Origin of the sequence: Amycolatopsis sp. FDAARGOS 1241, from assembly GCF_016889705.1 — a bacterium.
GTDB lineage: Bacteria > Actinomycetota > Actinomycetes > Mycobacteriales > Pseudonocardiaceae > Amycolatopsis.
Map to the genome: position 1 here is coordinate 2,781,721 of NZ_CP069526.1, position 21,687 is coordinate 2,803,407.

At 71.3% G+C, this 21,687-nt stretch carries 17 protein-coding genes and 2 pseudogenes; 12 read left to right on the plus strand and 7 right to left on the minus strand.

Going from position 1 to position 21,687, the window contains the following annotated elements; translation table 11 throughout:
• The first annotated feature begins 113 nt into the window (after positions 1-113).
• From I6J71_RS13790 to I6J71_RS13810, 5 genes are all read left to right on the plus strand, one after another.
• Positions 114-3,437, plus strand: a complete 3,324-nt coding sequence (locus tag I6J71_RS13790) for a DUF885 family protein (RefSeq protein WP_204095075.1) — start codon at positions 114-116, stop codon at positions 3,435-3,437.
• Positions 3,434-4,639 (plus strand): fumarylacetoacetase, encoded by a 1,206-nt coding sequence (fahA, locus tag I6J71_RS13795; RefSeq protein WP_204095076.1) that lies wholly within the window; start codon positions 3,434-3,436, stop codon positions 4,637-4,639. Before I6J71_RS13790 ends, fahA begins: the two co-directional genes overlap by 4 nt.
• 64 nt (positions 4,640-4,703) lie before the next feature.
• The gene (locus I6J71_RS13800; protein WP_204095077.1) at positions 4,704-5,744 is read left to right on the plus strand and encodes an LLM class F420-dependent oxidoreductase; all 1,041 of its coding nucleotides are present in this window, start codon (positions 4,704-4,706) and stop codon (positions 5,742-5,744) included.
• Between the two features lie 210 nt (positions 5,745-5,954).
• Entirely contained in the window at positions 5,955-6,929 is a 975-nt protein-coding gene (locus I6J71_RS13805) for a Ppx/GppA phosphatase family protein (RefSeq protein ID WP_204095078.1), read from the plus strand.
• Positions 6,930-6,970: 41 nt separating this feature from the next.
• Positions 6,971-7,150, plus strand: coding sequence for a hypothetical protein (locus I6J71_RS13810; protein WP_204095079.1), 180 nt, complete (start codon positions 6,971-6,973; stop codon positions 7,148-7,150).
• Positions 7,151-7,180: 30 nt separating this feature from the next.
• Here the strand turns inward: I6J71_RS13810 and I6J71_RS13815 are convergent, their stop codons facing one another.
• Genes I6J71_RS13815 through I6J71_RS13825 form a run of 3 tightly spaced genes read right to left on the minus strand, consistent with a single transcriptional unit; the run spans position 7,181 to position 10,668 of the window.
• Positions 7,181-9,562 (minus strand): glycoside hydrolase family 65 protein, encoded by a 2,382-nt coding sequence (locus I6J71_RS13815; RefSeq protein ID WP_204095080.1) that lies wholly within the window; start codon positions 9,560-9,562, stop codon positions 7,181-7,183.
• Positions 9,559-10,290, minus strand: coding sequence for an HAD family phosphatase (locus I6J71_RS13820; protein ID WP_204095081.1), 732 nt, complete (start codon positions 10,288-10,290; stop codon positions 9,559-9,561). The genes I6J71_RS13815 and I6J71_RS13820 overlap by 4 nt, the downstream gene beginning before the upstream one ends.
• Positions 10,291-10,299: 9 nt before the next feature.
• Positions 10,300-10,668 carry a helix-turn-helix transcriptional regulator gene (locus tag I6J71_RS13825; protein ID WP_204097041.1) on the minus strand — a complete coding sequence of 123 codons (369 nt, stop codon included), beginning with the start codon at positions 10,666-10,668 and terminating at the stop codon, positions 10,300-10,302.
• A 177-nt stretch (positions 10,669-10,845) separates the two neighbouring features.
• Between I6J71_RS13825 and I6J71_RS13830 the strand changes: the two genes are divergently transcribed.
• On the plus strand, positions 10,846-11,334 hold the full coding sequence (locus tag I6J71_RS13830) for an SRPBCC family protein (protein WP_204095082.1): 489 nt from the start codon (positions 10,846-10,848) through the stop codon (positions 11,332-11,334).
• A gap of 3 nt (positions 11,335-11,337) precedes the next feature.
• Here the strand turns inward: I6J71_RS13830 and I6J71_RS13835 are convergent, their stop codons facing one another.
• A complete protein-coding gene (locus I6J71_RS13835; RefSeq protein WP_204097042.1) occupies positions 11,338-12,486 on the minus strand; it encodes an ROK family protein in 1,149 nt (382 codons plus the stop codon).
• Positions 12,487-12,875: 389 nt separating this feature from the next.
• On the opposite strand from I6J71_RS13835, the pseudogene I6J71_RS13840 reads away from it, so the two are divergent.
• Both I6J71_RS13840 and I6J71_RS13845 read left to right on the plus strand, forming a co-directional pair.
• Positions 12,876-14,491, plus strand: a pseudogene (locus tag I6J71_RS13840) (molybdopterin cofactor-binding domain-containing protein); the annotation flags it as partial.
• Positions 14,483-15,037, plus strand: a pseudogene (locus I6J71_RS13845) (PucR family transcriptional regulator); the annotation flags it as partial. The pseudogenes I6J71_RS13840 and I6J71_RS13845, both read left to right, overlap by 9 nt.
• 101 nt (positions 15,038-15,138) lie before the next feature.
• Here I6J71_RS13845 and mgrA read toward each other — a convergent pair.
• Together mgrA and I6J71_RS13855 are read right to left on the minus strand one after the other, a co-directional pair.
• On the minus strand, positions 15,139-16,167 hold the full coding sequence (gene mgrA / locus I6J71_RS13850; RefSeq protein WP_204095083.1) for an L-glyceraldehyde 3-phosphate reductase: 1,029 nt from the start codon (positions 16,165-16,167) through the stop codon (positions 15,139-15,141).
• 11 nt (positions 16,168-16,178) lie between these two features.
• Complete coding sequence (locus I6J71_RS13855; RefSeq protein WP_204095084.1) at positions 16,179-16,802, minus strand: maleylpyruvate isomerase N-terminal domain-containing protein; 624 nt, start codon at positions 16,800-16,802, stop codon at positions 16,179-16,181.
• A 63-nt stretch (positions 16,803-16,865) separates the two neighbouring features.
• On the opposite strand from I6J71_RS13855, the gene I6J71_RS13860 reads away from it, so the two are divergent.
• From I6J71_RS13860 to I6J71_RS13870, 3 genes are read left to right on the plus strand one after another with little or no spacing between them, the layout of a single operon-like run.
• On the plus strand, positions 16,866-17,333 hold the full coding sequence (locus tag I6J71_RS13860) for a MarR family winged helix-turn-helix transcriptional regulator (RefSeq protein WP_204095085.1): 468 nt from the start codon (positions 16,866-16,868) through the stop codon (positions 17,331-17,333).
• Positions 17,334-17,353: 20 nt separating this feature from the next.
• Complete coding sequence (locus tag I6J71_RS13865; protein ID WP_204095086.1) at positions 17,354-18,235, plus strand: MoxR family ATPase; 882 nt, start codon at positions 17,354-17,356, stop codon at positions 18,233-18,235.
• A complete protein-coding gene (locus tag I6J71_RS13870; RefSeq protein ID WP_204095087.1) occupies positions 18,232-19,605 on the plus strand; it encodes a VWA domain-containing protein in 1,374 nt (457 codons plus the stop codon). Before I6J71_RS13865 ends, I6J71_RS13870 begins: the two co-directional genes overlap by 4 nt.
• Here I6J71_RS13870 and add read toward each other — a convergent pair.
• A complete protein-coding gene (add, locus tag I6J71_RS13875) occupies positions 19,583-20,560 on the minus strand; it encodes an adenosine deaminase (RefSeq protein ID WP_204095088.1) in 978 nt (325 codons plus the stop codon). The genes I6J71_RS13870 and add overlap by 23 nt on opposite strands.
• 136 nt (positions 20,561-20,696) lie before the next feature.
• Here add and I6J71_RS13880 point away from each other — a divergent pair, with 136 nt between their 5' ends.
• Entirely contained in the window at positions 20,697-20,915 is a 219-nt protein-coding gene (locus tag I6J71_RS13880) for an antitoxin (protein ID WP_204095089.1), read from the plus strand.
• Positions 20,916-21,687 lie beyond the last annotated feature (772 nt).

Below are 21,687 nucleotides of genomic sequence, written 5' to 3' on the forward strand. Positions count from 1 at the left end.
TCCGGCCGTTCACCATGTGTGAACGGGACGCTCGTGCCGGAACGACACCCCGAGCCCCGGTCTCCATTAGGGTCGGCAGCGCATGGCACCACGAACCCCGGGAGTCCGCACCCATGACCGTCGTCACCGATCTGGCCGACGAGCTCGTCGACGAGCTGTTCGGCTTCGAGCCGCTCTCCGCCGCGATCCTGGGCATCAAGCCCGACGCGCCGGGGCTCGGCGATCCGAGCGCCGCCGCCGAAGCCGCTTACCGCGGACGGCTCGCGGGGTTGCTGGAGCGGGCGCGGGCGGTCCCGGCCGACGACCTCGACGCCACCGACCGCGTCACGCGCGAGGTCGTGATCAACTCCATCGAGGGCAAGCTCGACTTCATCGACACCCGGTTCGCCGAGTTCACCGTGACCGACCTGTTCGTCGCGCCCGCGGCCGGGCTGCTGTCCGCCCTGCCGATGGTCCCCGTGCTGCCGGGCACCGCCGACGTGCACCTCGGCCGGCTCGCCGAGATCCCGGACTACCTGCGGTCCGTCGCGCGCCGGCACCGCGAGGGCATCGAGGCCGGGCTGGTGCCGGTCGAACGGCTGGTGAGGGGTGCGATCGCGCACCTGGACCGCTACCTCGCCGAGCCGGCGGGCGACCCGCTGCTGCGCCAGCCCGCGCCCGACGACGCGTTCGCGGCCCGGCGCGAGGAGCTGTTGCGCGACGTCGTGCGCCCGGGTTTCAAGGAGTACCGCGACTTCCTCGAGGCCGAGGTGCTCCCGCACGGCCGGCCCGATGACCGGGCCGGTGTCTCGTGGCTGCCCTGCGGTGACGAGATCTACGCGCGCCTGGCGCGCCTGCACACGACCACGCCGCGCACGCCGCAGGAACTGCACGACACGGGCCTGGAGGTGATCGCGGGCCAGGCCGAGCAGTACCGGGCGCTGGGCGAGCGCGTGTTCGGCACGCGCGAGCTGCCGGAGATCTTCGAGCGGCTGCGCACTGACCCGAAGCTGCGCTGGACGAGCGCTGAGGAGCTGCTCGACACCGCGCGTTCGGCCATCGAGCGCGCGGCCGCCGAGTCGCCGAAGTGGTTCGGGCACATCCCGGAGCAGCCGTGGACCGTCGAGGCCGTGCCGGAGGACTCCGCGCCCGGCGCACCGCCCGCGTACTTCATGCCGCCGGCGGCCGACGGGTCCCGCCCGGGCACGTACTTCGCCAACACCTACGAGGCCACCGAGCGCTTCCGCCACACGGCCGAGGCCACCGCGTTCCACGAGGCCATCCCGGGCCACCACTTCCAGCTGAGCACGGCGCTCGGGCTGACCGAGCTGCCGCTGCTGCGCCGGCTGGGCGACTTCAACGCCTACGTCGAGGGCTGGGGCCTCTACACCGAGCGCCTGGCCGACGAGATGGGCCTCTACTCCGACGACGTGTCGCTGCTCGGCATGCTCACGCTGGAGTCGATGCGCGCCGGGCGGCTCGTCGTCGACACCGGGCTGCACGCGCTGGGCTGGACGCGGCAGCAGGCGATCGACTACCTCGTCGAGTACACGCCGATGGGCCGGCTCGAGATCGAGTCCGAGGTGGACCGCTACCTCGGCTACCCCGGCCAGGCGCTCGCGTACATGGTGGGGCGCCTGGAGATCCAACGGATCCGCCGCGCCGCCGAAACCCGGCTCGGCAGCCGCTTCGACGTCCGGGCGTTCCACGACGTGGTGCTCTCCGGCGGTGCGCTCCCGCTGTCGGTGCTCGACTCGGTCGTCGGCGCGTGGGTCGAGGGCCACGGCGACACCGTCGCGGGCCTGGCCGAGGACCTGCTCGAGCTCGAGTTCGAACGTGAGCCGATCGAGCGCACGATGTACGGCCTGCCGGGCGACCACGGTGTGCTCGCCGACCCCAGCCTCGCCGCAGCCGAGAATTTCCGCGCGCGCTTCGCCGATCTCGCGGACCGCGCCGAGGCGATCGACCGCAGCGGGCTTTCGGCCACCGACGCCGTGACCCGCGACGTGGTGATCGCCCGCGCCCGCGGCGTGGTCGACACGCTCGACTCGCGGCTGGCCGGGTTCGCCGTGAGCGACGGCTTCAGCTCGCCCGCGCTGTACCTGATCACGAACCTGTCGGCGCTGGTGCCGGAGGACGAGGAGCGGGCCCGCGGCTACCTGAGCCGGCTGGCGGCCATCGGCGGGTACCTCGACGCCGTGATCGAGGCCCAGCGCGCCACCGTGGCCGACGGGTTCGCGCCGCCGGACTTCCTGGTTCGCGTCGGCATCGGGTACGTCGAGCGTTATCTCGCCGCGGCGGACGCCGATCCGCTGCGGGTCACGCCGGCCGTCGAGGTGGCGGGGTTCGCCGACGAGCGCGACCGGCTGCTGGCCGAGGTCGTGCGGCCGGCGTTCGGACGCTACCGCGCGTTCCTGGCCGACGAGGTGCTGCCGGTCGCCAAGCCGGAGTCGCAGCCGGGCATCGGGCACCTGCCGGGCGGGCAGGAGAAATACCAGGGCCTGATCCGCGCCGAGACGACCACGGAGCGCACCGCGCAGGACCTGCACGACACGGGCCTCGCCATCGCCGAGCAGCTCGCGGTGGAGTACCGCGAGCTGGGCGCGAAGGTGTTCGGCACCGAGGACCTGGCCGAGATCTTCGAGCACCTGCGCAACGATCCGGCGCTGCGCTGGCACGACGGCGAGGAACTGCTCGCCGGCGCGCGATCGGCGATCGAGCGGGCGGAAGCCGTGGCGCCGCAGTGGTTCTCACGCGTCCCGGCGGCGAAGTGCGTGGTGGCGCCCGTGCCGGCGGCCGACGCGGCGAGCGGCACGATCGCTTATTACTTGCCGGCTGCGCTGGACGGTTCGCGGCCGGGCACTTACTACGCCAACACTTACGAGGCGAGTTCACGCCCGCGCTTCACCAGCGAGGGGATCGCGTTCCACGAAGCCGTGCCGGGGCACCACTTCCAGCTGTCGTTCGCGCAGGAGCTCACTGAGCTGCCCCTGCTGCGCCGGCTCGTGCCGTTCAACGCCTACATCGAGGGCTGGGGCCTCTACTCCGAACGGCTCGCCGACGAAATGGGCCTGTACTCCGACGACGTCACGCGCCTGGGCATGCTGACGCAGGACTCGATGCGCGCCGCCCGGCTCGTGGTCGACACCGGGCTGCACGCGCTGGGCTGGAGCCGGCAGCAGGCCGTGGACTACGTGGTGGCCAACACGCCGATGGCGCGGATCGAGATCGAGGCGGAGATCGACCGCTACGTCGCGAACCCGGGCCAGGCGCTCGGTTACATGGTGGGGCGCCTGGAGATCCAGCGCGTGCGCGCTGCCGCCGAGGAGGCGTTGGGCGAGGCTTTCGACATCCGCGAGTTCCACGACGTCGTGCTGGGCAACGGGAACCTTCCGCTGTCCACACTGGACACACTCGTGGCGGAGTGGGTCGCGCGCAAGCAGGAGGACGCACGGTGACCTGGCTCGACCTGCCCGAGGACACGGGGTTCGGGCCGGCCAACCTGCCCTTCGGCGTGTTCTCCCGCGGCGGTGCGCCCGAACGCCGCGCCGGCGTCGCGGTGGGTGAGCACGTGCTCGACCTGTCCGCTGCCGCGGAGGAGGCCGCGGCGCCGTTCGCGCAGCTGCTCACCGCCGGAGTGCTGAACCCGCTGCTGGCAGCCGGACCGGCGACGTGGCACGACGTGCGCGAGCAGGTGCGTGAGTGGCTCACCGAGCAGCGTTACGCCGACCAGGTGCGTCCCCACCTCGTGCCGCTCGCGGAGATCACGAGCCACCTGCCGATCGAGGTCGCGGACTACGTCGACTTCTACTCGAGCGAGCAGCACGCGATCAACGCGGGGAAGATCCTGCGCGGGCCGGATGAGGAGCTGGCACCGAACTGGAAGTACCTCCCGATCGGCTACCACGGGCGGGCCGGCACCGTCGTGGTGTCGGGGACGCCGATCGTGCGCCCGGCCGGGCAGCGGAAACCGCGCTCGGCCGCCGAACCGTCGTTCGGGCCGTCGCAACGGCTCGACGTCGAGGCGGAGGTCGGATTCGTGGTCGGCACGCCGTCGACGCTGGGCACTCCGGTGCCGGTCGAGGACTTCGCGAAACACGTGTTCGGCGTGTGCCTGGTGAACGACTGGTCCGCGCGCGACATCCAGGGCTGGGAGGCGCAACCGCTGGGGCCGTTCCTCGCGAAGTCCTTCGCCACGTCGGTGGCCCCGTGGATCGTGCCGCTGGCGGCGCTGGAGCACGCGCGGGTGCCCCAGCCGGCGCAGGACCCCGTGCCGTTCGAGTACCTGCGTACCACCGAGCCGTGGGGGCTGGACCTGACGTTGGAGATCCGCGTCAACGGCCACTTGGTATCGAGCCCGCCGTTCGCGACGCACTACTGGACCGCGCCACAGCAGCTCGCGCACCTGACCGTCAACGGCGCGAGCCTGCGCACCGGCGACCTGTTCGCCTCAGGCACGGTGACCGGGCCGGAGAAGGACCAGCGCGGGTCGCTGCTGGAGTTGAGCTGGGGCGGTCGTGAGCCGTTCGCGCTGGGTGACGGCGAGACGCGGACGTTCCTCGAGGACGGCGACGAGGTCGTGATCAGCGCGACCGCACCCGGACCCGCGGGCAGCCGGATCGGGTTCGGGGAGGTGCGCGGGCGGGTGGTGCCCCGGTAGGGTAAGCGAACGCTTAGCCGGGTACGGGACGCTGTGGTCCCGTGCGGCAGATCGAGGGAGCACGATGAGGGTCGGGACGGGCATCAACTACTCGGGCGGGTTCGCCGACAGCGTCGCGGACATCGTCCAGCTGGAGAAGGTGGGGCTCGACATCGCGTTCGTCCCGGAGGCCTACAGCTTCGATGCGGTGAGCCAGCTCGGGTACCTGGCGGCGAAGACCGAGCGCGTGCAGCTGGCGTCGGGGATCTTCCAGATCTACACGCGCACGCCGAGCCTGACCGCGATGACGGCGGCGGGGCTTGACTTCGTGTCCGACGGGCGCTTCACGTTGGGCCTGGGCGCTTCGGGACCCCAGGTGATCGAGGGCTTCCACGGCGTCAAGTACGACGCTCCGCTGGCCCGCACCCGCGAGATCATCGAGATCTGCCGCCAGGTGTGGCGCCGCGAACGCCTGGTGCACGAGGGCAAGCACTACCCCATCCCGTTGCCGGCGGATCAGGGCAGCGGCCTGGGCAAGCCGCTCAAGCTGATCAACCACCCGGTGCGCGAACGCATCCCGATCCTGCTCGCGGCGTTGGGGCCGAAGAACGTCGCGCTGACCGCGGAGCTCGCCGAAGGCTGGGAGCCGATCTTCTTCCACCCGGAGAAGGCGGCCGATGTATGGGGCGAGGCGTTGGCCGAGGGCAAGGCGAAGCGCGACCCGGCGCTGGGTGAGCTGGACGTGTTCGCGGGCCCGGCGCTCGCGATCGGTGACGACGTGGAGCCCCTGCTCGACCACCTGCGCCCGCACCTGGCGCTCTACATCGGGGGTATGGGCGCGCGCGGCAAGAACTTCTACAGCACGCTCGCCGCCCGCTACGGCTTCGAGGCCGAGGCGAAGGAGATTCAGGACCTTTACCTCGACGGCAAGAAGGACGAAGCCGCCGCGGCGGTACCCGTTGAGCTGCTGCGGGCGATTTCGCTCGTCGGACCCGAAGCCCACGTCGCCGAGCGGGTGGCCGCGTTCAAGGAAGCGGGGGTGACCACGCTGGTGGTCAACCCGCTCCAGGCCGGGCGGGAAGCGCGGATCCAGGCGGTCGCGAAATTGAAGGAAATCATCGGCTGACCAGCGCTCGAAGCGCCGACGGGCAGGACGAATCGGACTCGTTCAGGCGTTCGGTTTATCATGTTGTGATTACGGGTGTGAAAAAGTCGCACCTCGGGATCGGTGCTGTGGTGGGAAAACCGTAAATCCCGCCCGGGTGGGTCACACCAGGTGTAGGAACGGTGGTCCGGGGGAACACGACGGCGAAGCGAAAGCGAGGTAGGCCTGACTGTGCGCAGATTCTCGGGGCCGGCTGTGGGTGTGCTGGATGTGGGTTCGTTCAGCGCTCGGCTCGTGGTGCTCGAGCCCGGCGGTACGCCGCTCGAGCCCGCGCTGAGCCACCAGAGCCGGCTGCGGCTGGACCGTGAACTCGACGACGAGTGCCGGTTGGGCGACCGGGGGATCGCCGCCATCTCGGCGGCGGTCGCCGAGGGGATGGCCGTGGCCGCTCGCCACGGTGTGCACGATGTGTTCCCCTTTGCGACGTCCTCGATCCGGGATGCGGCCAATGCGGATGAGGTGGTGCGCACGGTTCGCCGTGACACGGGTGTCGAGCTGCAGTTCTTGTCGGGGCGCCGCGAAGCCGAGCTGACCTATGTGGGCGCTCGGCGCTGGTATGGTGCGGCCGCCGGTCCGCTGCTGGTTCTCGACATCGGTGGTGGGACGGTGGAGTTGTCGGCCGGACGCGGTTCCCAGGCCGAGTTCGCGCGGTCGCTGCCGTTGGGGGCCCGGTCGGTCACCCGTGACTGGCTGCCCACGGATCCGCCGGTGCGGTCGAAGAAGGTGCGGGCCCTGCGTGAGTACGTGCTGGCGCAGGTGCGCGGCGCGCTGGGTGACGTGACCGCCGAGATCGCCGATCATCGCGTGGTCGGCTGTTCGAAGGTGCTGCGCCAGCTGGCACGCCTCGCCGGTGACCGTCCGGGGCGGGGCCGGGAGCTGCACCTGGACGACCTGCGCGTGTGGATCCCGCGCCTGGCCGCCATGCCGACGGCCAAGCGCGCGAAGCTGCCGGGCATCTCGCGTCAGCGCGCCCGGCAGGCCCTCGGCGGCGCCGTGGTCGCCGAAGCCCTGCTGACCATCACCGGCGGGACCATGGCCATCTGCCCGTGGTCGACCCGCGACGGTCTGTTGCTGAGCATGCTCGACGCACTGGCCCTCGACGTCCCGGCCGGCCCGGCCGGCGCCGGTTCGCGTCCGGCCGCGTGACACTCCTGGTGCGGCGCTGGGCGAAAGGGTATTCCGGAGTCATGACACGTGAGCACTTCCCGCGCGACGACCACGTCGACGACGAAGACGACCTCGCCGGCCTGCCCGACCCGCAGAAGCTGCGCTCCGAGGTCGCGACCGCCCCGGGCCCCGATCTGACGCCGAGCCACACGAAGGACGTCGACGCGCCGCCGGGCACGGAGGCTCCCGCGGACAGCTGACCGGCGTGAAGCCGGTCAGCCGCGCCGGGGTCACTTCTGCTGCGTCACGAACTGCCGCTGCCGTGAGGAGTCGCGGCGCTGCGGGGCGCGGCCGTAGGGCTGCACCGGCGGTTCGCCCGCGTCGATGTCCGGGATCGGGAGCGTCACGGGTACCTTCGTGACGGTGAACCGCTCGCCGTGGTGGATGAGGTCCAGCTTGGCGCCCTCGAGCACGTGGTAGGTGGCCTCGCCGTGGTGGACGGCGACCTGGAACCGCGTGCCGCGGAACGCGAGGCGGAACGTGATGCCGCCGAGTTGCCGGGGCAGCCGCGGGGCGAAGGACAGCTGGCCGCCGTGGTCGCGCAGGCCGCCGAGCCCGGCGACGGTGCCCTGCCAGGCGCCGGCGAGCGAGGCCATGTGCAGGCCGTTGCGGACGTTGTTGTGCACGTCGTGCAGGTCCGTCATGGCGGCTTCGGCCAGGTAGTCGTACGCGAGGTCCAGATGTCCCACCTCGGCCGCGATCACCGCTTGCGTGCCGGCCGAGAGCGACGAGTCGCGCACCGTCCGGGCCTCGTAGTAGGCGAAGTCGCGCGCCTTCTCCTCGGGGCTGAACGAGTCGCCGCACAGGTGCAGCGCCAGCACGAGGTCCGCCTGCTTCACGACCTGCTTGCGGTACAGGTCGAAGTACGGGTAGTTCAGCAGCAATGGGTAGAACGCGGGGTCGGTGCCCTTGTAGTCCCACTCGTCGTGCTCGAGGAAGCCCTCCGACTGCGGGTGCACACCGAGTTCCTGGTTGTAGGGCAGGAACATCGCTTCGGCCGCCGCGCGCCAGCTGTCGAGCTCGGCGACGTCGACCTCGAGCCGCTCGATCACGTCCGGGAACTTTTCGCACACCTGCGCCGCGCCGAGCAGGTTCCGCCGCGCCATCAGGTTGGTGTAGACGTTGTTGTCCGCCACCGCCGAGTATTCGTCCGGACCGGTCACCCCGTCGATGCGGAAGTGCCCGTGGCGGTCGAAGTGCCCGAGCGAAGCCCACAACCGCGCCGTTTCCACCAGCAGCTCGGCTCCGCAGCCGCTTTCGAACTCGTCGTCGCCGGTCGCGTTGACGTAACGCAGCACGGCGTCGGAGATGTCGGCGCTCACGTGGAAAGCCGCCGTGCCCGCCGGCCAGTAGGCCGAGCACTCCGCGCCGGTGATGGACCGCCACGGGAACGCCGCGCCGCGCAGTCCCAGCTGCTTCGCGCGTTCCTTGGCCTTGTCCATTGTGGAGTGCCGCCAGCTCAGCGCATCCCTTGCGGCATCGGGGATCGTGTACGTGAGCACGGGCAGCACGAAGGTTTCCGTGTCCCAGAAGGCGTGCCCGTCGTACCCGGGACCGGTGAGGCCCTTGCCGGCGATCGCGCGCTGCTCACCGCGGGCACCGGCCTGCAGCAGGTGGAACAGCGAGAACCGCACGGCCTGCTGCAGCTCGGGGTCGCCGTCGATCTCGATGTCCGAAGTGGCCCAGAAATCGTCGAGGTATTGACGCTGCTCGGCGATCAGGCCCTTCCAGCCGGTCTGGCGCGCACCGGCGAGCGCGGCCTCGACCTGCGCGCGCAGGGCGGGCACGGACCGCTGCGCGGACCAGCCGTAGGCGAGGAACTTCGTGATCCGCAGCCGCCCGCCCTTCGGCACGTCGACCGCGACGGTCAGGCGCGCGAGGTCGTCCTCGGAGTGGATGCGCGTGCGGATACCGTCGTCGACCTCGATCTTGTGGTCCATCGCGGCGGCCATGCGCAGCCCCGAGTTGCGGGTCTGGTGCACCAGCACGGCCTGGTAGTTGGCTGCGCGGTGGAACTGCGACACCAGCGGCGTGTCGAGCGCCGCGGCGACCCGCGGGTCACGCGTGTCGGACTCGATCGGCTCGTTGGCCAGCAGGTCGGACTGGACCACGAGCTGCAGGTCCTCGTCGAGCGGCTCGACCTCGTAGCGGATCGCCGCGATCGCACGCTGGGTGAACGACACGAGCCGTTCGGTCTTCACGCGCACGCGGCGGCCGGTGGGGGAGGACCATTCGGTGGAACGGCGCAGGGTGCCGCTGCGGAAGTCGAGTACCCGGTCGTGCTCGTCGGCGGTGCCGTAGCGCATGTCGAGCGGCTCGTCCTCGACGAGCAGGCGCAGCACCTTGCCGTCGGTCACGTTGACAACCGTCTGCCCCTCCTCGGGGTAGCCGTAGCCACCTTCGGCGTAGGGCAGTTCGTGCTGCTCGTAGAAGCCGTTGAGGTACGTGCCGGGCAGCCCGCGAGGTTCGGCCTCCTCGAGCGTGCCGCGCAGTCCGATGTGGCCGTTGGACAACGCGAAGGCCGACTCCGTGCGCTGCAGCGCGTCGACGTCGAGGCCACGCCACCGCAGCTCCCACGGCGAGCACTCGTAACCGAAACCCGTCTCGGTCATTCCTTCTCCAGCAGTTCGGCGAGGTCGTCGACCACGACGTCGGCGCCGTGGGCTCGGAGTTCGTCGGCCTGGTCGGCGCGGTTGACGCCCACCACGTACCCGAAGTTCCCGGCGTGCCCGGCCTGTACGCCGGACAGCGCGTCCTCGAACACGGCCGCCTGCGCCGGCTCGACGTCGAGCGCCTTCGCGCCCGCCAGGAACGAGTCGGGCGCGGGCTTGCCGTTGAGGTGGTCGCGGCGGATCACGATCCCGTCGACGCGCGCCTCGACGAACTTCGACAGGTCCGCCGCGTCGAGCACCTTCGCGCCGTTCGCGGACGACGTGACCACGGCGATCCGCAGCCCGGCGGCTTTGACCGCTTCGAGGTAGCGCACCGAGCCGGGGTAGGGGTTCACCCCGCGTTCGTCGATGATCTTGAGGACCAGCTCGTTCTTGCGGTTGCCGACGCCGTTGACGGTGGGCTCGTTCACCCCGTCGTCCGGCGATCCTTCCGGCAGTTCGATGTCGCGGGAGCGAAGGAACTCACGCACGCCGTCGGCGCGCGGGCGGCCGTCCACGTAGGCCGCGTAGTCGTGCTCGGTGAACTCGCGGAACGTTTCGCCGTCCCGGCTGCGGAGAAATTCGTCGAACGTCCGTTTCCACGCCTCGCGGTGCAGCACGGCCGTTCCGGTCAGCACGCCGTCGAGGTCGAACAGACAGGCGGTGATGGTGTCCGGCAGTCCGATCATGGTTGCAACCTACCGGTCAGGGTCGTGTCCTGCGGCACCCGCCGGGTGGGGGCGCACGCGGTGGATGAGCTCGTGCACTGTGGCGTCGGCGAGCCGGTAACGCACCACGCGGCCGTCGCGGTGCGCGGTCACCAAACCGTGGGCGCGAAGCAACCGCAGCGCCTGCGAAACCGCGGTGTCGGTCATGCCCGTGGCCGCCGCGAGGTCCGTGACGCTGATTTCCCGCGCGTAGTGGATCGACACGAGCAACGCCAGCCGCGACGGGTCGGCGACAACCGCGAACCGCCCCGCCCACTCGTCGATCACCGCCCGATCGCCCAGCCCGGCGATCGCCGCGGCCACGCGTTCGGGGTCGATCAACCTGCGGTCGCCCTCGATGCTCACAACGCCCGATGATTCCATCCGAGGCGCCGGCCGACCACTGCGGCCGACGGGATCCGCGCGCGGGAAAGTTCAGCCGCGGTGTCGAACCGCCGCCGCCGCGTTCGTCGAGTGGGTGCACAGGGCTTCACACCGGAGGAAGCCCGAGACGAGCAGACGAGGAGTGTGCGCATCATGGCCGAGGAGAACGTGAGTGCCACCCTGACCATCGCCGTGTCCCCCGCCGCGGTGTTCGCGATCCTGGCGGATCCGGCGACCCACTCGGCGATCGACGGCACCGGCTGGGTCCGGGAACCCGTCGACCGGTCGCTGCTGACCGAGGTGGGGCAGCTGTTCCGGATGGACATGCACTACGCCAGGGGTTACCGGGTGGTCAACAAGGTTCACGTGCTCGAACCGTCGCGCGCCATCGGCTGGTTCACGGGGCAGGAGAAAGAAGACGGCGAGCTGGAGTTCGGCGGCTGGACCTGGCGCTACGACCTCACGCCGCTCGGTCCCTCCGGCACCGAGGTGACGCTCTCCTACGACTGGTCGGTGGTCCCGCAGTTCATCCGCGATCGCGGTATCCGGTTCCCGCCGTTCCCCCCGGACCACCTCGTCAACTCGCTGCACCACTTGGCCGAGCTGGCCGAGGCATCCCGGCTCGAGGCGAAGTCGCGATGAAGTTCAGGCGGCCCCGACCCGCCGTTCGAACACCAGCCGCTCCGCGGCCCGCAGCCCGACGCTCATCGCGCCCGTCAGGACACCGTCGTCGCCGAGTTCGCCTTGGACGACGGTCGGGACGAGCGGGGTGAAGGAGCGCAGCGCGCGGTCGATGGGGTCGAGCAGGAGGTCGGCGGCGGTGCCGATGCCGCCGCCGAGGACGATGAGTTCGGGGTCGACCACAGCGGCGACCGAGGCGACCGTGTAGGCGAGGCGGTCGGCCTCCGTCTGCACGGCGCGCTGGGCCAGTTCGTCGCCCTCACGGGCCAGGCGGAAGACCTCGCGGGCCGACTTCGCCGTGCCGAGGCCGAGTTCGCGGGCGCCGCGCACGACCGACTGGGCTGCCGTGGCTTCTTCGAGATGGCCGCGGGCCGGGACCTCGCCGCCCGACTGCGTGCGGCCGTAGGGCAGGTAGCCGATCTCGCCGGCCGCGCCCGTGGCGCCGCGGAAGACCCGGCCGTCGACCATGAGGCCCATCCCGATGCCGGTGCCGATCATGATGCAGCCGACCACGGACGCGCCGCGCGCGGCGCCGCTTTCCCACTCGCCGACGGCGGTGAGGTTCGCGTCGTTCTCCACCACGAGGTCGGGGCCCAGCGCGGCTTCGAGGTCGTCCAGCAGGCCGGGCCGGCCCCAGCCCGGCAGGTTCGGCGCGTGCCGGAAACAGCGCTTCACGGGGTCGGCGACGCCGGGGGAGCCGAGCACCCGCACCACGATGTCGGCGTCGGTCAGCCCGGCCTCGGCCACGAGCTCGCTCGCCAGCCTGCCGACGGCGGCGACGAGCGCGCTGCCGGAGCGGGCCGTGTTGCGCGTGTCGCGGCGGGCGACCATCGTGCGCCCGAGGTCGGACACGGCGCCGCGGAGGTGTTCACGCCCGATGTCCACGCCGAGGACGTAGCCGGCGGTGGGGTCGGCCTCGTAGAGCACGGCGGAGCGGCCGGTGCCGGTGGACGTGTGTCCGGTCGCGCGCGCGAGGCCCGCGGCCTCCAGCGCCAGCAGCGCCTGGCTCACGGTTGGTTTGGAGAGCCCGGTGTCCTTCGCGACCTGCGGCCGCGTCGCCGCTCCGCCGCGCCGCAGCAGGTCGAGCACCGCCCGCTGGTTGATCCTGCGCATCCCGGCCGGCGTGCCGACCTGCGGAGTCCCCACGTGCCGCCCGCTCCTTCTCGTCCCGGTGTCCGTCCTGCCAAGGTATCCGGCTTCCGGAGCCCTTCGGCAGGAGACCTTCTTTTCACCCGTTCGATGACCAGCGGCAGGGCGTCCCGGAGACGATACGGGGTGCCCGCCCGATCCCCGGGAGGCACGCGGGCGGCGCAGCCCGAGTTTCGTCGCTCGGACGCCCCTGAACACCCGATCCGACCAGCTTCGGCTGTGTCCCGGCGCACATTCGAGGCCGGCCGGCTGCCACCTCGTCACAGACATCGTTTGACACGACTACTGCGTGTTGCGTCCGTTCTGTCGTGTCCATACCGTGACGCGCCAAACCCGCCCCGAAGGGATTCCCCATGGCCAGTCCCACCACAGACACCGACGCGCCGGACGACGAGGGGCGGGTCGGCCGCCGCCGCGTCCTCACCTACCTCGTCGCCGCGCCGACGCTCACGGTCGCCGCGAAGCTGACGTTCGACACGCTCGTGCCGGACCAGGCCGAAGCTGTCGTGCCAACGCTGCCGCAGCTCGCGGAGATCCTCGACCTCGGCGACGTGCTCACGCTCTCGTGCGCGCCGACGCAGGGCATGCTCGTGCTCGAGGTGACCACCGACGGGCGCGTGCGGCTGCAGCTGCCGCGCTGCGAGGTGGGCCAGGGCATCACCAAAGCCACCGCCATGCTGGTCGCCGAAGAGCTGGACCTGCCGCTCGACGAGGTCGACGTCGTGCTGTCCGACGCTCGCTCCGAACTGCTGTTCAACCACTCACCGGTGGCTCGAACACGTTGCGCTCGCTGTATGACCCCGTCCGCGCCGCCGCCACGGCCCGCGCCCGCCTGGTCTCCGCCGCGAGCGCCGAGTGGAACGTGCCCGGTTCGCGGCTGTCCACCCGCGACGATCTCGTCCACGCCCCGACGGGCGAACGGCGTCCTACGGCGTGCTCGCCGGCCCGGCCGCGCGGGCCGACCTGCCGGCCACGCCCGTGCAGCCGAAGGCCGAGACCGCGCACACGGTGGTAGGCACGCCGACCTCGCGCAAGGACGCGCGCGCCATGGTCACCGGGAAGCAGGTCTACACGCTCGATCTCGACATCCCGGGCGCGATGCCCGTGATGGTGCGCCGCCCGCCGACGATCAACGGCACGGTGAAGAAGGTCACCAACGAGGCCGCCGTGCGCGCGATGCCCGGCATCAGCGACCTCGCCGTCGTCCCGACCGGTGTCGCGGTGATGTCCGAGACCTTCGGCCAGGCACTCGACGGCAAGAACGCCCTCGACGTGACGTGGAACGCCGGCACGGTCGACGGGGAGAGCAACGAGACGATCAGGGAGAAGCTGCAGGGCGCGGCACTGCCCTTCGCGGTGCCACCACTGCTGACGCAACACGTGGACGGCGAGTTCGACTTCGCGTTCGTCAGCCACGCGCCGATGGAGTCCAACTCTGCGGTCGCCGACGTCCGGGAGGACAGCGCCACCATCTGGGCGGGGCTGAAGTCGCCGATCGTCGCGAAGCAGACCATCGCGCAGGAGCTGGGGCTGCCGGAGAACAAGGTCACCGTGCACGTGGTCCAGGGCGGCGGTTCCTTCGGGCGCCGGCTGTTCTTCGACGCCGCGCTGGAGGCCGCGCACATCTCCAAGGCGATGAAGAAGCCCGTGCGGCTCATGGCCGCATCGACGACATGCGCCACGGCCGCGCCCGCGCCGCGAGCCACCACAAGATCCGCGCGACGTTCGCGCTCGGCCAGGTGCTCACGTTCGAGCACCGCGTGGTCAGCGTCGAGACCGACTGGGCCCACGGCCTCCGCGAGATCCTCACCGCGTTCGCGGCGAAGCTGCCCGTGGGCGGGCAACTTGAGCTTCGCGCAGACGGTGTTCCTGCTGACGGTGAAATCGCCCTACAACTTCGGGGTCACCACGCAGCTGCTCAACGAGGTGCCGCTCAAGTTCGACACCTCGGCGTGGCGCAGTCGTGTCGCTGCGGGACCCCTCGGCGAGCAAAGTGATCCTCGACCTGCTGCGCGAGAACCCGGTGCGGCGCGTCGGCACGAACCCGGTGTTCTCGGGCCTGGGCAACACCGCGCCGGCGCTGCACTTCGCTCGCGTGGCGCTGTCCAGCATGGCGCCGGGGGCGACGGGGCTCGTGCAGTTCACGGAGTCGCCGCTCGCCGGCCTGGTCGCGAGCGCGCCGGACGCGCCGGTGCAGCTTGCCCACCACGTGCTGCGCCCGATCCTCGACCTGCCCGGCGACGATCGCAACGTGCTGCTCCTGACGCTGCGCGCCTGGTTCGACTGCCAGGGTTCCACGAAGCTCACGTCGGAACGGATGTTCTGCCACCCCAACACGATCCGCCACCGGCTGCGCCGCATCACCGACGAGCTCGGGCGGTCGCTCACGAACCCCGCGGACATCGCGGAGCTCGGCGCGGCGCTGCGGGCGCTGCACCTGTTCCCGGAGACCGCGCACCTCCCGGCGCCGAGATCGGTCGGCGCACGCGAGAGCACTGTCCACAGTGGCCGGTGAACGCACGCGGTCGATGAACGCGCAACGGCCGGTGACACGAGTGCGCGCCACCGGCCGCTGTGCTGTCAGCCGTCGCTGTGTTGTCGACTGCTGCCGGGAAGTCAGCCGTCGCTGGACTGCTTCCACAGGTTGATCGCCGACTCGGTCGCGTAGCGGTCGATCTCGGCGAGCTCCTCGGCGGTGAACTCGAGGTTGTCCAACGCCGCGACGTTGGTCTCCAGCTGCTTGACGCTGCTCGCGCCGATCACGAGCGACGTCATGCGCGGGTCGCGCAGGGCCCAGGCTAGGGCGAGCTGCGCGAGCGACTGGCCGCGGCGCGCGGCGATCTCGCCGAGGGCGCGGACCTTCGCGAGGCGGTCCTCGGTGATCGAGTTCGGGTCGAGCGACTTGCCCTGCGCCGCGCGGGAGTCTGCGGGCACGCCGTTGAGGTAGCGGTCCGTGAGCAGACCCTGGGCGAGCGGCGAGAACGCGATGCAGCCGGCGCCGACCTCCTCGAGGGTGTCGAGCAGGTGGTCGTCCTCGGTCCAGCGGTTGAGCATCGAGTACGACGGCTGGTGGATCAGCAGCGGCGTGCCCAGCTCGCGCAGCAGGCGCGCGGCCTCGGCGGTGCGGTCGGAGTTGTACGACGAGATCCCGACGTAGAGCGCCTTGCCCGAGCGCACGGCGCGGTCGAGCGCACCCACGGTCTCCTCGAGCGGCGTCTGGGGGTCGAACCGGTGGGAGTAGAAGATGTCGACGTAGTCCAGGCCCATGCGCGCGAGTGAGTCGTCGAGCGACGCGAGCAGGTACTTGCGCGAACCCCACTCACCGTAGGGGCCCGGCCACATGTCCCAGCCGGCCTTCGTCGAGATCACCAGCTCGTTCCGGTACGGCTTGAAGTCCGTCGCGAGCACCCGGCCGAAGTTCGACTCGGCCGAGCCGTAGGGCGGGCCGTAGTTGTTGGCCAGGTCGAAGTGCGTGATGCCGAGGTCGAAGGCGCGCCGCAGGATTTCGCGCTGCACCTGCAGCGGGCGGTCGTCGCCGAAGTTGTGCCACAGGCCCAGAGAGATCGCGGGCAGCTTCAGCCCGCTGCGCCCGCAGCGCCGGTAGGGGATCGAGTCGTATCGGTCGGATGCCGCAACGTAGGTCACGTAGGCAGATGCTAGCTCGCGCCGAGCCGGGCGGCTCCAGCGCCGCGCAGCTGCGGCACGGTCGCGTGCCGGCCCGCCGCCAGCATCATCAGCGCGGCGACCGGGCCTTGGACGAGCGCGCCCTCCCCGCCCGCCCAGTCGGCGTCGGTCGCCACCAGCCGTAGTCCCGCGAGCCGGCGCCGTGCGTAGAACGGGTAGTTGCGCTCCCACACGCGCTCCAGCGCCCGACGGCGGCGGCCGTCGGCACCGGCCGGTCCAGGCCCAGGGCCAGGGCGATGTCCTGGCCGTGGATCGCGATGTCGAGCAGCCGGTCGGCCGCGTTCGTGCCGACCGGGCGCCGCCGGGAGCCGATGCTCGCGCGCAGACGCGACGAGCTGCCCGGGCGGCACGTCGGCGACCCGGATCGCGGAGTCCCGGATCATCCGGTCGAGCCCGCCGGGGGCCCGGATGAGCTCGACGACGACCGTGCCGAAGCCCGCCGACGCCGCGAACGCGAGGTGCGCGGCGACGTCGCGCACCCGCCACCCGGTGCACAACGACGGTGCGTCCCAGCTCTTCGCGGGCAGCTGCGCCGGCTGGTCGGCGAGCGTTCGCCGCTCGATGTCCACAAGCTGCCAGATCCGCGTGTCGGCCACGGCCCCCCGAATATGGTCGGGAAGCCTGAATATCACGCTTCCTGAACAGTAGGAGGCGAACCGGTGCCCGACAAGCCCCTGCCGGCACTGCCCGATCGCAACACCGCCGCCGCGCTGCACCACGCGTACCTGCACCTCGCCGCCGGCATCAACGCGGCGACGCGCGCGTGCGACCCGCGCACGCGAGCCGCGCGCGCCACCGTGTTCATCCACCTGGAGCCCGGCGGCATCCGGCTCACGCGGCTGGCCGAGAAGGCCCTGATGACGTCGCAGGCCATGGGGGAGCTGGTCGACGACCTGGAGCGGCTCGGCTACCTGCGCCGCGAGCCGGACCCGGCCGACCGTCGCGCCAAGCTGATCCGGTTCACCAACCGGGGCAGCGAGGCGCTGGGGGGTCGCCTTCGGCGCGATCCGCGACGTCGAACGGCAGCTCGCGCAGCGGCTCGGGGAGGAGACGGTGGCCGAGCTCAACCGGATCCTGGCCCGGATCGTGGAGACGGAGTGAGCCCCGGCCAGTACAGTGCGAGGTGAGCAACCGCTTAGGAGGTCACGTGGGCACCGGGTTCTTCGCGTCCGTCGACGACGTGTCGGCCAAGCTGGCCGAGGTCGGGTACCTCGCCTCGACGGCAGTCGCGACCACCGTGTTCCTCGCCGACCGGCTCGGCAAACCGCTGCTCGTCGAGGGGCCCGCCGGCGTGGGGAAGACGGAGCTGGCCAAGGCCGTGGCAGCCGTCAGCGGCTCGCGGCTCGTGCGCCTGCAGTGCTACGAGGGCATCGACGAGGCCCGCGCGCTGTACGAGTGGAACCACGCGAAGCAGCTGCTGCGCATCACCGCCGGCCGCGACGAGACGTGGGAGGAGGCGCGCACCGACATCTTCGGCGAGGAGTTCCTGCTGCGCCGCCCGCTGCTGCAGGCCATCTCCGGCGCCGAGCCCACCGTGCTGCTGGTCGACGAGACCGACAAGGCCGACGTCGAGGTCGAGGGCCTGCTGCTGGAGGTGCTCGGCGACTTCCAGGTCACCGTTCCCGAGCTGGGCACGATCACGGCGACGCGTGCGCCGTTCGTGGTGCTCACCTCCAACGCCACGCGGGAGCTGTCGGAGGCGCTGCGGCGGCGCTGCCTGTTCCTGCACATCGACTTCCCCGACCAGGAGCTCGAACGCGAGATCGTGCGGCTGCGCGTGCCGGGCGTCGACGCGGCGCTCGCCGACTCCGTGGTGCGCGTGATCGCCGCCCTGCGGGCCATGGACCTGCGGAAGCTGCCGTCGGTCGCGGAGACCATCGACTGGGCGCGCACGCTGCTGGAGCTCGGCGCCGGCACGCTCGACGAGCAGGTCGTGCGCGAGAGCCTCGGCGTGGTGCTCAAGCACCAGGACGACATCGCGAAGGCCGGCGCGGGCCTCAAGCTCGACCAGGTGCTGGACGCGTCGTGACCACGCCCGCCGGCGTCACCGAGCGGCTCACGGCGTTCGTGCAGGCGCTGCGGGACCACGGCGTGCCGGCCGGGCCGAGCGAGACCGTCGACGCGGCGGCCGCGCTGGAAGTCCTCGGCTTCGACGACCGCGAGCTGGTCCGCGAGGGGCTCGCGGCCGCGCTCGTGCGGCGCGGCGGGCAACGGGCCGTGTTCGACGCGGCGTTCGACCTGTATTTCCCGGCCGGCGTGGGTGTGCCGGAGCTGGCGCGCGAGGACCGGCCGCGCGATGTCGAGGAGCTGCGCGAGGCGCTGGCCGAGGCGCTGGCCGCCGGTGACGAGCAGGCGCTGGCGCAGCTCGCGGGGATCGCCGTGGAGATGCTCGGCGAGTACGGCTCGGGCTCGGGCCCCGGTGGCGGGTTCTCCGCGCACCAGACGCTGGACCGGCTGCAGCCGCAAACGCTGATCGTGCGTGTGCTGGCGGCCATCCGCGCCGGCGGAGGCGGCGAGGAGTTCGCCGACCGCCTCGCGCGCGACGAGGTCCGCCGTCGCGTCGAGGACTTCCGCGGCCGGGTGCGCACGGAGGCCCGCCGGCGCGCGGCGGAGGTGCGGGGCCGCGACCGCGTCGCCCGGCACGCCATCGCGCCGGCCGCCGACCGTGTGGATTTCCTCATCGCCAGCCGGGCGCAGCTCGCCGAGCTTCGCCGGACCGTGCAGCCGCTGTCGCGCAAGCTCGCGACGCGGCTTGCCGCGCGGCGCAAACGCACCACGCGCGGCCAGATCGACCTGCGGCGCACGCTGCGGCGCTCGCTCTCGACGGGTGGCGTGCCGGTGCGCCCGGCGTTCCGGCACCGGCGCCCGTCGCGACCGGAGATCGTGCTGCTGTGCGACCTGTCGGGTTCGGTGGCGGGTTTCGCCAACTTCACGATGCTGCTGGTGCAGGCGTTGCGCGACCAGTTCAGCAAGGTGCGGGTGTTCGCGTTCGTGGACAGCACCGACGAGGTCACGCACCTCGTCACCAGCGGCGCGGCCGATCCGGAGCGCCTCGGCTCGCGCATCCTGGAGGAGGCGGCCGTGGTGCGCTGGGACGGGCACAGCGACTACGGCGGCGCACTGCGGCAGTTCAGGGACAAGTGGCCCGACGCCGTCGGCCCGCGTACGTCCGTGCTCGTCCTCGGCGACGCGCGCACCAACGGGGGCGATCCGAACCTCGACGCCGTCCGCGCGATCCGCGACCGCGCGCGCCACGTCTACTGGCTCAACCCGGAGCGCCGCGCCCTGTGGTCCACGGGCGACTCGGCGGCGCTCGCGTACGCCGATCTGGTGCCGATGCACGAATGTCGCAACGTGCAGCAGCTGGGCACGCTCGTCACCCGCTTGCTCCCTTCGTGAGCCAGTCCGCGATTTCCCGTCTCAGAGCGGTTTTCGTGGCGTCCGGCGCGAAGGAGGCGGTGACGGCGTTCGCCGCCAGAGCGGCGAGCATCGTGTCGTCGTAGCCGAAAACGGCGCGGGCCGTGGTGAACTCGTCGGTGAGCGTGGTGTGCGTAACCGAGGGGACGTCGGTGTTGAGCGTGACGGCGAGGCCGGCGTCGACGAGCCGGGGGAGCGGATGCTCTGCCATCGCGGGCACCAGGCCGAGGGTGACGTTCGACGTCGGGCAGACCTCCAGAGCGATGCCGCGTTCGCGGACTTCCGCGACCAGCGCGGGGTCTTCGAGGATGCGGATGCCGTGCCCGAGGCGCTCGCTGCGGCCGGGGTCGAGGGCTTCGCGGATGCTGGCCGGTCCCGCGTTTTCGCCCGCGTGGTGAACGAGGTGGAGGCCCGCGGCCCGGGCCCGCTCGAAGACGGTGGCGAACGGGGCGAGCGAGTGACGCTCCTCGCCGGCCATGCCGAGGCCGATCACCTCTTCGTGGTCGAGGGCGAGCCGGAGGGTGCGTTCGGCGCGTTCGAGGGGTTTGCGGCGGGAGTGGTCGAGCAGCAGGCGCCATTCGAGCTCCGGCGGACCCTGCCTGAGTCCTTTGAGGACGGATTCGAGGGGCAGTGCGGGGTCGCCGAGCCGCTCCGCGTGGGACGCGGCGGTGAAGGTGACCTCGACGTACCGCGTCCCCTGGGCGGCTTCGTCCTCGCAGAATTCGCGTGCGATGCGTTCGAAGTCATCGGACGTCTGCAGGCACGCGCGGACGAGCGAATTGTGGTCGGCGAAGTCGCGGAAGCCGGTGAACCTCCCGGGGCGCGCGGGGACGGGGACCTTGTTGGCGTCCGCGAGGTCGCGCAGCGTGGCGGGGCGGATCGTGCTTTCGAGGTGCACGTGGAGGTGTGCTTTCGGCAGGACTGCGAGGTCGCGCATGGGGTGATGATGCCCGCTTTCCCACGGCCGGTCGCGCGGATTTCCCGGCCCGGCCGCCGCCGATGTTCCGCACTGGGGAACTCGGGGTACTCGGTGGCTCGTTGAGGGGATTGACGGGCGAGACGTGGGAGGACTCATGGCGTTCATGAAGCGGATGGCTGTCCTGGCCGCCGCCGCCGGCGCGGCGAGAGCCTATGCGAAGAAGAACCCCGAGAAGGTCAACGACATGGTCGGCAAGGCCGGCCGCTTCGTCGACGAGAAGACCAAGGGGACGTACCACTCGCACATCGACGGCGCGACGAAGAAGGTCGCCGACGTGACCAAACCGAAGCCCAAGCCGAACCCGGCGAGTTGACGGTTCGCTGAGGTTCGTCGGTAGCAGGTGAGCTGAGGGTTGCCGGGGCAGTGTTGCGGCTCGCCTGTGGTTCCTTCGCGGGCAGATTCCCTTGGGGCATCGGTCGGGACGGTGTTTTGAGTGCCCCTCAGCTGTTCGGGGCGATCGCCCCACGACGGCATGGTTCACGGTGACTGAGAGGCATTTACCCACCGCCTCTCACCTGCGGGATTATTGGCCGGAAGGTACGACTTCAGCCGATCTACGGGCCCGCAGGGAGCGATTGCCAACAGAAACCGATCTACGGAATTCGATGTGCGCCCAGGCCTGGCCCTGCACCTCGATCACCGCGGTGACACTCAAAGATCGGGGTGCCCTCGTTGCCTACGCTCGACGATGTTGCGCGCCAGCGCAACGAGTCGTGGGCGTCCTTGCGTTCGGCGACTTGCCCGGCCATCGAGCGGCTCGTCGCGCCGGCGCGCGACATTGCGCCCGGGGCTCGCCCTGCGACCCGAAGCCGATTGTGGTAGTGACGGTCTGAATCACCTTGTCAAGGCTGGAAAGCGTGCCTTGACAAGGTGATTCAGACCGCGTGAAGCCTTCGGATCGAGGTGCAGGGCGGAGTCTGGGCGCAGGTCTCGTCGCCGTGTCCGCGGCGGTTGGCGAGTCGGCGCGGCGGCTTGGGTTGTGGCCGACTTTCGCGGCGTAGCGCGATTGCAGAACGAGGGAAGTCTAGGTGTCGGTCGGTCAGTCGTAGCTGCGGCGATCGCCGTCAGCGCAGAGGCTTGAGTGG